Origin of the sequence: Brevibacterium metallidurans (genome assembly GCF_037101285.1) — a bacterium.
Lineage (GTDB): Bacteria > Actinomycetota > Actinomycetes > Actinomycetales > Brevibacteriaceae > Brevibacterium > Brevibacterium metallidurans.
Genome location: NZ_BAAAAF010000031.1, coordinates 1 through 12443 on the forward strand (window position 1 = coordinate 1; position 12443 = coordinate 12443).

Annotated in this window: 11 protein-coding genes; 10 read left to right on the top strand and 1 reads right to left on the bottom strand. The window is 68.2% G+C overall.

Annotation, left to right across the window (positions count from 1 at the left end):
• The first annotated feature begins 137 nt into the window (after nucleotides 1-137).
• A complete protein-coding gene (locus tag AACX88_RS17165) occupies nucleotides 138-341 on the top strand; it encodes a helix-turn-helix domain-containing protein (RefSeq protein ID WP_339394093.1) in 204 nt (67 codons plus the stop codon).
• 22 nt (nucleotides 342-363) lie between these two features.
• Here the strand turns inward: AACX88_RS17165 and AACX88_RS17170 are convergent, their stop codons facing one another.
• Nucleotides 364-1770 carry an alpha,alpha-trehalose-phosphate synthase (UDP-forming) gene (locus AACX88_RS17170; protein WP_339394083.1) on the bottom strand — a complete coding sequence of 469 codons (1407 nt, stop codon included), beginning with the start codon at nucleotides 1768-1770 and terminating at the stop codon, nucleotides 364-366.
• A gap of 292 nt (nucleotides 1771-2062) precedes the next feature.
• Here AACX88_RS17170 and AACX88_RS17175 point away from each other — a divergent pair, with 292 nt between their 5' ends.
• The 9 genes from AACX88_RS17175 (at nucleotide 2063) to AACX88_RS17215 (ending at nucleotide 12395) form a co-directional block, all read left to right on the top strand.
• Nucleotides 2063-2335, top strand: coding sequence for a GlsB/YeaQ/YmgE family stress response membrane protein (locus AACX88_RS17175; protein WP_339394084.1), 273 nt, complete (start codon nucleotides 2063-2065; stop codon nucleotides 2333-2335).
• Nucleotides 2336-2644: 309 nt separating this feature from the next.
• Nucleotides 2645-3190: a TetR/AcrR family transcriptional regulator gene (locus tag AACX88_RS17180; protein ID WP_339394085.1), complete on the top strand. Its 546-nt coding sequence runs from the start codon at nucleotides 2645-2647 to the stop codon at nucleotides 3188-3190.
• 198 nt (nucleotides 3191-3388) lie between these two features.
• Nucleotides 3389-4441, top strand: a complete 1053-nt coding sequence (locus AACX88_RS17185; protein ID WP_339394094.1) for a hypothetical protein — start codon at nucleotides 3389-3391, stop codon at nucleotides 4439-4441.
• A complete protein-coding gene (locus AACX88_RS17190) occupies nucleotides 4438-5946 on the top strand; it encodes a PIG-L family deacetylase (RefSeq protein WP_339394087.1) in 1509 nt (502 codons plus the stop codon). Before AACX88_RS17185 ends, AACX88_RS17190 begins: the two co-directional genes overlap by 4 nt.
• The gene (locus tag AACX88_RS17195) at nucleotides 5943-6752 is read left to right on the top strand and encodes a glycosyltransferase family 2 protein (RefSeq protein WP_339394088.1); all 810 of its coding nucleotides are present in this window, start codon (nucleotides 5943-5945) and stop codon (nucleotides 6750-6752) included. The genes AACX88_RS17190 and AACX88_RS17195 overlap by 4 nt, the downstream gene beginning before the upstream one ends.
• Nucleotides 6753-6989: 237 nt before the next feature.
• Nucleotides 6990-8378, top strand: a complete 1389-nt coding sequence (locus AACX88_RS17200) for a hemolysin family protein (RefSeq protein WP_339394089.1) — start codon at nucleotides 6990-6992, stop codon at nucleotides 8376-8378.
• Nucleotides 8375-9400, top strand: a complete 1026-nt coding sequence (locus AACX88_RS17205; RefSeq protein WP_339394090.1) for a CNNM domain-containing protein — start codon at nucleotides 8375-8377, stop codon at nucleotides 9398-9400. Before AACX88_RS17200 ends, AACX88_RS17205 begins: the two co-directional genes overlap by 4 nt.
• A gap of 341 nt (nucleotides 9401-9741) precedes the next feature.
• The gene (locus AACX88_RS17210; protein WP_339394091.1) at nucleotides 9742-10926 is read left to right on the top strand and encodes an NAD(P)-dependent malic enzyme; all 1185 of its coding nucleotides are present in this window, start codon (nucleotides 9742-9744) and stop codon (nucleotides 10924-10926) included.
• A 542-nt stretch (nucleotides 10927-11468) separates the two neighbouring features.
• Nucleotides 11469-12395 carry a hypothetical protein gene (locus AACX88_RS17215; RefSeq protein ID WP_339394092.1) on the top strand — a complete coding sequence of 309 codons (927 nt, stop codon included), beginning with the start codon at nucleotides 11469-11471 and terminating at the stop codon, nucleotides 12393-12395.
• Nucleotides 12396-12443: the final 48 nt, after the last annotated feature.

Sequence of the window (12443 nt, forward strand, 5' to 3'; positions counted from 1 at the left end):
GGTAGCGTGATCCATGTCGAGGTCCTCAGGATGGGCAGTGTCAGAACTTCCATCCTCGGAGGGCCTCGACCCCTATCCAGCGACCGACGCGCCCAACCCGACTACACTCTCAGCTGCGAAGAGCCCCCAAAGGACTCATCGCCGAGACGCTCGATGCGGTCTCTCAGGCGGTGCGGTCCGCAGGGGAGCCGATGTCGGCGACCGAGGTGGCTCGGGCGCTCGACCTCTCCCGGGTCACGGTCCGCCGCTACCTCGAACACCTCGTGACGACGAAGCAGGCCGTCAAGCAGCCCCGCCACGGGACCCCGGGGCGGCCCGAGTACGAGTACCGCTGGGCCTGAACCCTGCCGCACAGGCGCGACCTCACCGGACGGCGCTCAGCGACGGCAGAGCCGCCGGAAGCCCCCGATCGGTGCCCTCGAGGTCGTCGAGGAACCGGGTCGCCCACGCACACAGATCATGCTCGGCCACCGTGGCGGCCATCGCCTCGATCCGCGTGTGCGCCCCACCGGCCTCCATCCGCACTGCTCGGGTGATCGCGGCCCCGAGCGCATCGCGGTCATAGGGGTTGACGATGAGCGCCTCGGTGAGCTCATCCGCGGCACCGGCGAACTCCGAGAGCACGAGCACCCCGCCCCGCCCGCGCCGGGCTGCGACGTACTCCTTCGCCACGAGGTTCATGCCGTCGCGCAGCGAGGTGGCCAGGAGCACATCGGCGGCGAGGTACCACGCGACGACGGATTCGAACGGGTAGTCGCGGTGGAGGTAGTGGATGCTCGCCCCAGCCAACCCCGCGAACTTCCCGTTGATCCGACCGACCGTGCGCTCCACCTCGGCGCGCAGATCCCGATAGGCGGGGATCGCCTCTCGGGAGGGCACGGCGATCTGCACGAGACGGGTCGCGGCCGGATCGAGGGCGCCGGAGTCGAAGAGGTCCTCGACGGCGAGCAGCCGCTCGAGGATCCCCTTCGTGTGGTCGAGGCGGTCGATGCCGAGGATGACGGTCTCCGGATCGCCGAGGTCGGCGCGGATCTGCTCAGGCTCGCCCCGCCTCTGCGCATCTCCCGCCAAGTCCGCGATGTGTGCGGAGTCGACCGAGACCGGATACGCCTCGACGATCCTGCCCTCGGCCCGCGGATCGATGCCGAGCAGACGGATGCACGCGGCGGTGAAGTTCTCGACATCGGCCTGCCGTTGGAAGCCGATGACGTCGGCGCCGGGGAGCCCGGAGAGCACCTCGGTGCGCCACGGCAGCTGCGCGAAGAGCCCGACGGGCGGGAACGGGATGTGGCAGAAGAACCCGATCCTCACATCCGGGCGCAGCCGACGCACCATCTCGGGCACGAGCTGCAGCTGATAGTCATGCACCCACACCTGTGCTCCGGGGGCAGCCGAGGCGGCTGCCGCCTCGGCGAACCGACGATTGACCCGTGAGTGCGACTCCCACCACGACCGTGAGAACCGTGGGGCGATGACGTTGTCGTGATAGAGCGGCCAGATCGTGCTGTTGGCGAAGCCCTCGTAATGGGCGGTGACCTCCGCGGCGCTCAGGCGCACGGGGATGAGGCTCATGCCGGCGTGCTCACCGGGATCCGTGTCGTCGTCGGCGATCCCGGACCAGCCGATCCACCCTGCGCTGTGCCGCGTGGCGACAGGCGCCAGGGTGGCGACGAGGCCGCCGGGGGAGGCGCGCCAGGCATCGGCGGCACGCCGGCAGGGCAGTCTGTTGGCGACGACGAGGAAGGAGTGTCGTCCGGTCTGTGGGAACATGATGAACTCTCCGGGGCAGCCGGGCGGCTGCCGCGACTCTCAGGGCGGAGCACACCGGTCGGCGTCGCTCGTTCGCGACGAGAGCACCTCCGCTACTTTACGCCGTAAATATAGAAAAATGAACCCCCGGATGACCTCCTGATGACGTGGCGTCGATCGGGATTTACTCCGTAGTTTGGATATTTCTCGATAAAAGTCTTACAGTGTAAGCAATTGAGGAGCGGAGCTCCCTCTCCTCGATCACCCGGGCCGGATTCACGGTCCGGGCAGTGGACAACGAAAGCAGAATCTCATGGGTTTCATCGCCTACCTCATCCTCGGGCTCATCGCCGGAGCCATCGCCAAGGCCATCCTGCCCGGACGTCAGGGCGGCGGCTGGATCGCCACCCTCGTCCTCGGTGTCATCGGCGCCGTCGTCGGCGGCTGGCTCGGCGGACTGATCTTCGGCGCCCAGATGGACGCCTTCTTCTCCCTCTCGACCTGGCTGTGCGCCATCGGCGGCTCGCTCATCGTCCTTCTCATCTGGGGACTGATCACCGGCCGTTCGCGCGCCGCCAAGGCGTGAGCCGCTGACCTGTGATCACTTCGTCGCAGGTCATGTCGGCGGGCGTGTTCGGTGCACTAAACTGGACAGAGAACGCGCCCGCCGCTGACGTCGGTCCAGCGGTCCGGGCACGATCGAGTACCTTGCGACAGATCAGGGCTGGACAGGACGGCGCCTGCCCGACTCGGATCAGTGATTCCAGGAGTGACCATGGCCCGCCAGCGTTTGCGCCAAGAGGACATTGTTCGGGCAGCGATTGCCTTCATCGATGAATTCGGCGTCCAATCGCTGTCCATGCGCAGATTGGGGATGTCGCTCGAGGTGGAGGCAATGGCCCTGTACAACTATGTTTCGGGACGGGAAGAACTCGTCTCGCTGGCCGTCGACGAACTCATCGACGACCTCTTCGACGACGAGCTGATGCAGGAGCAGCCGGCGTCATGGGAAGCGTTCCTGCGGTTCGTGGCCAATGCGATGCGCGATCTCGCGCTCAGCCATCCGCGGATGTTCCCGCTCATGATCACCCAACCGCCCGAGGCGCCCTGGCTGCGCCCGCCCCTGCGCAGCGTGCGCTGGGTCGACTACTTCCTCACCACCCTCCAGGACTACGGGTTCTCCGACGAGCGCACGGTCGACGCATACAAGGCGTTCACGAGCTTCCTCCTCGGCCACCTCGTCCTCGAGGTCTCCGCGATGGGCATCGACATCGCCTCCGAGATCGACGACGACGCCGGCGGCGGGGAGAGCGAGGGCCTCGGGGACTATCCGACGCTGCGCCGCCTGCAGACCATGCTCGCCGACGACCACTCCGACCGCGAGTTCGACGACGGACTCGACGACCTCATCGAACGCATCCGCGCGACCAAGGACGCCTGAACCCCAGGCGCCTGGCTGCCTCCATCGACCCCGATCACGGGGTCACCCATCTGCAGGGCCCCGATCCCGGGGTCACCGCGCCGACCCTGATCTCGGCCGACCCCGCCGTCCGCCGGCTCAGCTCAGGCGACTCCGCTCCGGCGACCCTGCACCGTTGCCGACCGCACGATCACCTCGATCGAAGGGACGAGTCCCGTGATGCACACACCCATCGTCGGAACCCTCACCGAACCCGCCAAACCCTGGTACCGCCACGGCACCGACTCACCCTATGAGGACGAGTTCCTCCGCCTCGTCACCAGCGATGCCCCGCTGGCCCGGCGATTGGGCGCGCTCACCCGGTTCTGGCATCTCACCGGTTCCTCCTCCCAGCTCAAGCAGTGGGACGCTCTGGCCGCGATCGCCTCGGCGGACCTCGCTGTGGCCCGGATGCTCGAACCCCACGTCGACGCGCTGACCATCCTCGCCGAGGCGGGCGCCGGGGAACCGCCCCCGGAGTCCACCTGGGGCGTCTTCGCCGCAGAAGTACCCACGTCCCGGGTCGACGCCGTCCCCACCGCCGACGGGGTCCTCTCCCTCACCGGGGAGAAAGCATGGTGCTCCCTGGCCCGGGAGTTGACCAACGCCATCGTCACGGTCCGCCTCGGCGAGGAACGCCAGGCCGTGGCCGTCGACCTCACCCATCCCAGCGTCCACCCGCTCCCGGTGGACTGGCCCGCCCGCGGGCTGAGCGAGATCCCAAGCGGAGCGATCGTCTTCGCGGGCACCCCGGCCACCCCGATCGGCCCGCCCGGCTGGTACCTGCAGCGTCCGGGTTTCGCCTGGGGCGGCATCCGCGTCGCCGCCTGCTGGTACGGCGGGGCGCTGGGGCTCGCCCGCAACGCCGCCCACCGCCACTTCGCGAGGCCCGGCGCCTCACCGCTGGGGGCGATGACCCTGGGACAGATCGATACGGAGATCACGACGCTCCGCTCCGTCCTCGCCCATGCCGCCCGGCTCGCTGCCGGCGGAGACGTCGACGGTCGCGACGACTCATGGACCCAGGCGCTGCGCGTACGCACGATCGTCTACCGGTCAGTCCAACGCATCCAGTCACTCAGCCGTGAGCTCGCCGGTCCCGCGGCCCTGACCGGTGATGCCGAGTTCGCGAAGGCCGACACGGACCTCACCGTCTACCTCAGTCAGCATCATGGTCCCCGTGACGAAGCCTCCCTCGGCGAGGCGATCATCGCCGACGCCGCCCGGTCATGACCTTCTCCCACCTCGAAGCCGGCACCGCGGAGGACGAGTGGGGCCGGGCCGGTGTGCGGAACCTTCCCGAGCTGCGCCTCGAGGTTCCGCCTCACGGTCACGTCGTCGTCCTCCTCGCCCACCCCGATGACGAAGCGCTCGGCTGTCCGGCCCTGCTCTCCCGCCTCGGCGCGGCCGGGCGACCGGTGCGCATCCTCCTCTTCACGGCAGGCGAGCACTCCCATCCGCACTCCTCGACGCACCCGCCTGAGCGTCTGCGCGCGATCCGACTCGCGGAGTTCGACTCCGCCCTCACCGCGCTGGGAGGAGAGGTGACGTATGAGTTCCTCGACCTCGGCGACGGCGCCCTGCGGCACCGGGATGAGGAGATCCTCGCCGAGGTGGAGGCCGCGACCGCGGATCTGCCGGGTCCGCTCACCCTCGTCGCACCGTACAGCGGGGACGGGCACGGCGATCACGAGGCCCTCGGCGCTGCGGCCCTCGAGGTCGGGCACAGGCGGCAGGCGACGGTCGTCGAGTTCCCGATCTGGTACTGGCACTGGGCGGCACCCGAGGATCGGGCGTGGCGGACGTGGGAGTTTCTGCCCGACCCCACTGGGTTCGACAGGGAAGCCCTGTGGGCGCACTACCCCTCGCAGACCCGACCGCTGTCCGACCGCGCCGGGGATGAGGCGATCCTCCCGCCGGGCCTCCTCGATCATTTCAGGCGCGGGGGAGACACGGTCGCCGTCACGCGATTCGGCGGCGGCGACGATGCAGAGCGTCCGGCTGCGGAAGTGGGGAGCGTGGCCGATGGGCATGGGCACACTGCCGCTGAGGTCGCGGCCGGATCCACGGCGCATGATGCCCGGACCGCCGAGGCGGTGTTCGACCGAGTGCACAGCCAGCGACCCGACCCGTGGAACGTGCGCAGCTCCGACTACGAGATCGCCAAACGCCGGGCGCTCATCGCAGCGCTTCCACCCGGACCGTACGCCCATATCCTCGAGATCGGGTGCTCGATCGGGGAGCTCAGCCGTGACCTCGCGACCGTCGGGGGCCGAGTCACCGCCATCGATGCGAGTTCGGAGGCCCTGGCCCAGGCGCGCGGCCGCCACGGCGGAACCGGCATCGACTTCGTCCACGGAACGATCCCCGGCACGTGGCCGGAGGGCCGATTCGACTGCGTCGTGCTCTCCGAGACCGGGTACTACCTCTCGCCCACGCAGCTCGAACAGACCCTCGACCGCATCGAGGCGAGCACCCGAGACGAGTTCGTCCTCGTCCTCTGCCATTGGACCGGGGCGATCGAGGACTGGCCGCTCGACGCCGAAGCCGTCCATGCCCGCAGCCTCGCCCGCTGGCCCGACGCGCTCCGCCTCCACCACAGTGTCGGCGACTACCGGCTCGACGTCCTCGGTGTCTCCCGCACAGGGGTCCCCCGCGCCGCGGTCACGGACGTCGCGGAGACCCGTGCCGAGGTCTCCCACGCCGCGCGTGAGGGAGAAGAGCAGGGGCTGCGATGATCGACCACCTCATCGCCGTCGTTCCCGCGCACAACGAGGAAGCGGAGATCATCGGCTGCCTCACCGCCCTCGTCGCCGCCGCCGAACACGCACAGGCCGAGGAACAGGCGCGGGCTGGTTGGACGAGTTCGGGCGCGGCCACCAGCCGGCCGCCTGAGGTGAGGATCGTCGTGATCGCCGACGACTGCTCCGACTCCACCGCCGGCCTCATCCGCGGCTTCGCCGACAGGCACCCACTCGTCACCCCCATGGCCGTGCCGTTCGGCAACGTCGGGCGGGCCAGAGACGCCGCCGCGCACGCGGCGCTGAGCACGATCGCCGAGGCGGATCCAGGGGCGCTCGCCTCCACCTGGCTCGCCTTCACCGACGCCGACAGTCGTGTCCCGGTCAACTGGCTCACCGTGCACCGCGACCATGCAAACCGTGGCGCGGACTGCGTCGTCGGCACGGTCGAACCGCGCCGAACCCCAGGCACCGGGGCGCTCGTCGATGCCTGGTTCGCCGGCCACAGCCTCGGCGAGGGACACGACCATATCTTCGGTGCCAACCTCGGGGTCCGAGGGTCGCTGTACACCCGCATCGGCGGCTGCCCGCCGCTGCGCCTCGGCGAGGATGCGGCGATCGTCGCCGCAGCAGCGGAGGCAGGCGGGGCGATCCACCGCACCGACGACTGCCGGGTGGTCACCTCGGCGAGGATGCACGGCCGCTGCCACGGAGGATTCAGCGCCTACCTGCGCGGACTCGTGGCAGAGTCAGGCACCGACCGCCTCGGCGAGGACGCGGTCGACGACCTTCGCACCGGATGAGAGCCGGGGAGCTTCGAATCGACTGAGCATCGACGCTGACCGGGATTGGTACGCTGGAGGGGAACTTGATGTTTCAAGGACCGATGGTCCGCAGACCGAAATGGGAGTGAAGCCGCACGTGGGAACCGCCGCGGATAAGGGGTCGCCGTCCGACGACCCCAGCGACAGTTGCAGTTGTGCACAGGGCGCGCATCGACGCGCTGAACCGTCTCCGACCCGGCTGGGGGTGAACACCCCATGGGATCTGACATCGTGATGCTGCTGCTCGGCAGCCTCCTCGTCCTCCTCATCATCGCCGCCAACGGATACTTCGTCGCGCAGGAGTTCGCGTACATGTCCGTCGACCGGGCGCGACTGGCCGCCCGCGCGGAGACAGGCGATCCTGCGGCGAAACGCGCGCTCGCCGTCACCCGCCGCACCTCCTTCATGCTCTCCGGCGCGCAGCTGGGCATCACCGTCACCGGCCTCCTCGTCGGCTACGTCGCCGAACCGATGATCGGGCAGTCCCTCGGCCGGCTCCTCGGCGGACTCGACATCCCGGCCGCGGTCACCGTTGCCGTGACGACCGTCGGCGTCCTGCTCCTCGCGACGATCGTGCAGATGATCTTCGGTGAGCTCTACCCGAAGAACCTCGCGATCGCCGCCCCCGAACCGCTCGCGCTCGCCTTGGCCCGGTCGACGCAGATCTACCTCGCCGTGTTCGGGTGGCTCATCGCGATCTTCGACGTCGCCGCGAACCTCTTCCTCAAACTCCTGCGCGTCGAACCCGTCCACGACGTCGACTCGAGCGTCTCCGCCGACGAACTCCGCCGCGTCATTGAGGAGTCCCGGCAGACCGGCGACCTGCCCGAGGACCTCTCGCTCCTCATCGACCGCGTCCTCGAGTTCCCCGACGCCGACGTCGAACACGCCATGATTCCGGGATCCCGGGTGGCCACGGTGAGTGGGGAGGCGACCCTGGGGGAGCTGCGCGAACTCATGGCCCACGCCCACAGCCGCTATCCGGTCCTCGACGAGACCGAGGCACCGATCGGCGTGGTCGAACTCGTCGACCTGCTGCGCACCACCCAGCCGATGAGCGCCCCGGTGACGACGATCATGCGCGAGCCCGTCGTCGTCCCCACCCTCATGGCGCTGCCCGATGCGCTCGATGAGATGAACCGCGCCGATTCGCAGCTCGCCTGCGTCATCGACGAATACGGCGATCTCGCCGGGATCCTCACGACCGAGGACGTCGCCGAGGAGCTCGTCGGGGAGATCACCGACGAACACGACGACGACCGTCCCACCGAGATGGTCGAAGAGGCCCCACGGACGTGGCTGGCCGACGGCGGCATGCCGCTCGACGAAGTCAGGCGCATCGTCGGCTTCGACCTGCCCGAAGGGGATTTCGAAACCCTCGCCGGTCTCGTCATCGCGACGATCGGCGGATTCGCCGAGGTGGGCGACCGGATCGCGGTCCCCGTCCTCGCCGAGGCCTCCGATCTCCTCGCCGACGATCCTGTGCACCGTGAACTCGACATCGAGGTCCTCACCGTCGAGCGGCATGTGCCCGGAGAGATGCGCGTGACCCTCGTGGAGACGGTCGACGGAGACGATGCTGACGACGAAGGGAGCGCCTCATGACCGAATCGCCCCTCTTCGTCACGGTTGCCACCGTGCTGCTCATCGTGCTCAGCGCCTTCTTCGTCATCATCGAATTCTCCCTGCTCGCAGCCCGTCGCCACCGCCTCGAAGAGCAGGCGCCGACGAGTGTGAGCGCGCGGGCCGCCCTGCGCGGGATGAACGAGCTGACGATCATGCTCGCCGTCGCCCAGTTCGGCATCACGATCTGCACGTTCGCGCTCGGTGCGATCACCAAACCGGCAATGGATGCGTGGCTCACCCCGGTTCTGAGCACCTTCGGCGCACCGTTCTGGCTCGCCGATGCCGCGGCGTTCGTCCTCTCCCTGCTCTTCGTCACCTTCCTCCACCTCGTCATCGGCGAGATGGCGCCGAAGTCGTGGGCGATCGCCCATCCGGAGCTTGCGGCGACGATCATCGCCGTGCCCGCCCGGGGGCTCGCGTGGGTGTTGCGACCCCTGCTCGTGTGGGTCAACGCGATCGCCAACCGGCTCGTCACCGCAAGCGGCCACACCCCGGCTGAGAGCCGAGCCCTGGGCGGTCAGGACATCGACACGATCCGGCAGCTCGTCGAGCATTCGGCGGCGGCCGGCGAACTCGACGACTCCTACCGGGATCAGCTCGCTCACGTCTTCGAACTCCAGCGGATGAGCGTGGGCAGACTGCTGCCGGTGCCTTCGGTGCCCCTGACCTCCGTACCGGAGACGGCCGGGGCGGGGCTGGTGCGCGATGCGGCAGCGGAGTCGGGACACATGCGCATCCTCGTCGACCGGGCGGGTGCCGAACCCGGAGTCGTCCACGTCCGCGACGTCCTCCTCCTGCCCGCCGACCACGGCATCGAGGAGGTCACCCGCGACTGCCTCGTCCTCGCAGCGGACCTTCCCGTCCATGAGGCGCTCACCAGGATGCGCGATGAGGCGGAACAGCTCGCCGTCGTCACGCGCGACGGGCAGATCGTCGGGGCGGTCACGCTCTCGGACATGCTGCGCCGTATCCTCCCCGACGGCGGTCGCATCACGCTCTGACGGGAGGCGGCCGCCGGGGGAGGGAAGGCCGTCCCGTCACCTGGCGATCGCCTCGGCGGCGACGAATTCGCGCGCAACTCGGCGTTCGCCTCGGCGGCGGCTGGGGGTCTCTTCGATGGGTTATGCTGACACGACGCACGGCCGACCCGATCAGTCCGTGCTCGCCACGGCGAGCCGGCCGTGCAACGCGCGATCCTCCGACCCTCACCCGGGTCGGTCGGAATCGCCTGATGTCACCGTCCATCCCTCCGGCGACCGCACACCCGCCCGACCGTGTTCGCGGTCCGGCCCACGCTTCAACGGCCGCCGAGGTGCGCCGTTCACAACGACGAGGATCCACGATGACGACACCGACCGCCGATGACAAGGGACAGGCTCAGGCCGCTGCGATCACCGAAGACGAGATCTTCGCCGGACATCACGGCGGGAAGCTCGCCGTCGAACTCACCCGCCCGCTCGAGACCCAGCGGGACCTCTCGATCGCCTACACCCCGGGTGTGGCCCGCGTCTGCACGGTGATCGCCGAAGATCCGGAGCGGGCGAAGACCCTGACCTGGACGGGCCGCCTCGTCGCGGTGATCTCCGACGGTTCGGCCGTCCTCGGACTCGGCGACATCGGCGCGACCGCATCCCTGCCGGTGATGGAGGGCAAGTGCGCGCTGTTCCGGCGCTTCGCCGGACTCAACGCGATTCCCATCGTCATCGACACCAACGACGTCGACGAGATCGTCGAGACGATCGAGCGGATCGCGCCGACGTTCGGGGCGATCAACCTCGAGGACATCTCCGCACCCCGGTGCTTCGAGATCGAGGACCGGGTCAAGGCCGCCCTCGACATCCCGGTCATGCACGATGACCAGCACGGCACGGCGATCGTCGTCCTCGCGGCCCTGATGAACGCCGCCCGCGTCGTGGGCAAGGACATCACGGACCTCACCGTCGTCATCTCCGGATCCGGTGCCGCTGGTGTCGCGGTGACGAAGATCCTCCACGAGGCGGGCGTCTCCGACATCGTTGTCCTCGACTCGAAGGGCATCGTCGAATCCGGGCGCGACGACCTCACCGAGACGAAGAAGGCGATCGCGGCGAACTCGAATCCGCGCGGACTGCGCGGTGACATGAAGACGGCCCTGGATGGGGCCGACGTCTTCATCGGGCTGTCCTCGGGCACGGTCGACCCGCAGCTGCTCGGGTCGATGGCCGATGATGCGATCATCTTCGCGCTGTCCAATCCCAACCCCGAGGTGGCGCCCGACGTCGCCGCCCAGTACGCGACGGTCGTCGCCACCGGGCGCAGCGACTTCCCCAATCAGATCAACAACGTCCTCGCATTCCCCGGTGTCTTCCGCGGAGCCCTCGACGCCGGTGCCACGTACATCACCGAGGAGATGAAACTAGCGGCCGCGAGTGCGATCGCGGCCCTGGTCGGGGACAAGCTCGCCGCGGACTACATCGTTCCCGGGGCGCTCGACGAGCGGGTTGCGCCGGCCGTCGCGGCTGCGGTCGAAGCGGTCGCGCGGGGGTAGAGGCGCAGGCTTCCGTGGCGGTGAACCGTCGCGGTCTTCGGGCCTTCGGTCGGTGACCATGTCGCCGGGCGGATGCCCGATGTCGTGTTAGCCGACGTGGGCTCGTCGCGGTCTGCGTAAGGTCCTCGGAGCGCCTGCGTTCACAGGCTTCTCTGATGATCGGTGAGCGTCGTGACTGCGGCGTGATCGATGACCAGACGATTCCGGGCGCGATGGAAGATGAATTCTCGGCGACACGTGTCGGCTGACGATCCGCTCAATACAGGTGAAGTGGCAGGTGGCGGGATTGGCTCCACCGCAGGGGAGTCGCCTCTGGTGACAGGCTCAGTTGACAAGGCAGACGATCAGCCGGATCACAGGGAATCTTGTGAATGTTATGAATTTGTGACCGGAACCATGTTCCCGCGTAGTAGATTGTTCGTTGAACGTGCAACCAACCCTCGCGTGTCCAGACGCGGTTCGCACGTGACATCCCCAATATCCCCGTCCCCCGGATCAGAGGCATCCCCGAACCACCAGCACCACTTTCATTGAGGATCAGTATGGCGTTCTCCAGGTCCATATTCTCCGCGAACCCCCGGCAGACCACCGGCCTCGCGTCGCGAATCCGCGCACTCGTGTGCGCGACGATCGTGCTCGCCCTGCTGCTGTCGATGACCGGAGTCCTCTCTCCCGCCTCTGCTGCGCACGCCGCTGGGTCGAGCCTGGGTTCCGGGCCGTCTTCATCGGGGTCGTCGACCACGGAGCAGACAGAATCGCCTTCACCGAGCGAGTCGTCGCAGCCGAGCGAGGAATCTTCGGGCTCCGGTCTCCAAGACAGCGGCGACGCCTCACACCTTGCGCCCGTACCGTCCACGTCCCCTGCGCCGACGAAGTCAGAATCTGCCCCGGTGCCGACCCGGGTGGAACCACAGGCGACCATGTACTGCACGACAGGAAACGTGTACTCGGTGGCCAGCACTACCGCCAATGGAGTGGTCAGTGGTCAGCTCCGGCGGATCAGCGCGACAGGCGTGGTCGAGGATGTCGGCTCTCCCGTGCGAATCTCGACGCAATTCAACGGACTCGGAATCGGGTCGGGCGGTGATCCCATCTACGCCTACGACCGCACTCCGAACGCTCAGTCGTTGAGAATGTATGTGTTCGACCATTCGACCAACACCTGGACGGATACCGGACGCACCTACAACACAGCCACCACAACTACGGGTTCGTTCAACGGCAGTCTGATCGGCGGAGCAGTCGACCTGTCGACGGACCAGTATTACTTCGGCGGTTTCGTCAGCGGAGGCAACCAGTTCAAGATCTGGCGGTACAACCATTCGACGGGTGCCTTTACGTTCAAGGGCACGATCAACACCGCCGGGACGACAACCGGCAACGCCAACGGCGTGTCAAGCCCCGGGTTTCGTAGAGGCTCCTATTCTTGGTTTCCTAAGCAGCCGCGGGTTCTGTCCCGGACTGGTTGATCCATTCGGAATGGACCTCGACGGGCGGTCGGTAGTTAATCGCTGAAT

Excerpts from the sequence above, each read along its gene's own strand:
- AACX88_RS17170 (WP_339394083.1), bottom strand. The coding sequence starts at position 1,770 with ATGTTCCCACAGACCGGACGACACTCCTTCCTCGTCGTCGCCAACAGA.
- AACX88_RS17175 (WP_339394084.1), top strand. The coding sequence starts at position 2,063 with ATGGGTTTCATCGCCTACCTCATCCTCGGGCTCATCGCCGGAGCCATC.
- AACX88_RS17180 (WP_339394085.1), top strand. The coding sequence starts at position 2,645 with ATGGCCCTGTACAACTATGTTTCGGGACGGGAAGAACTCGTCTCGCTG.
- AACX88_RS17185 (WP_339394094.1), top strand. The coding sequence starts at position 3,389 with ATGCACACACCCATCGTCGGAACCCTCACCGAACCCGCCAAACCCTGG.
- AACX88_RS17190 (WP_339394087.1), top strand. The coding sequence starts at position 4,438 with ATGACCTTCTCCCACCTCGAAGCCGGCACCGCGGAGGACGAGTGGGGC.
- AACX88_RS17195 (WP_339394088.1), top strand. The coding sequence starts at position 5,943 with ATGATCGACCACCTCATCGCCGTCGTTCCCGCGCACAACGAGGAAGCG.
- AACX88_RS17200 (WP_339394089.1), top strand. The coding sequence starts at position 6,990 with ATGGGATCTGACATCGTGATGCTGCTGCTCGGCAGCCTCCTCGTCCTC.
- AACX88_RS17205 (WP_339394090.1), top strand. The coding sequence starts at position 8,375 with ATGACCGAATCGCCCCTCTTCGTCACGGTTGCCACCGTGCTGCTCATC.
- AACX88_RS17210 (WP_339394091.1), top strand. The coding sequence starts at position 9,742 with ATGACGACACCGACCGCCGATGACAAGGGACAGGCTCAGGCCGCTGCG.
- AACX88_RS17215 (WP_339394092.1), top strand. The coding sequence starts at position 11,469 with ATGGCGTTCTCCAGGTCCATATTCTCCGCGAACCCCCGGCAGACCACC.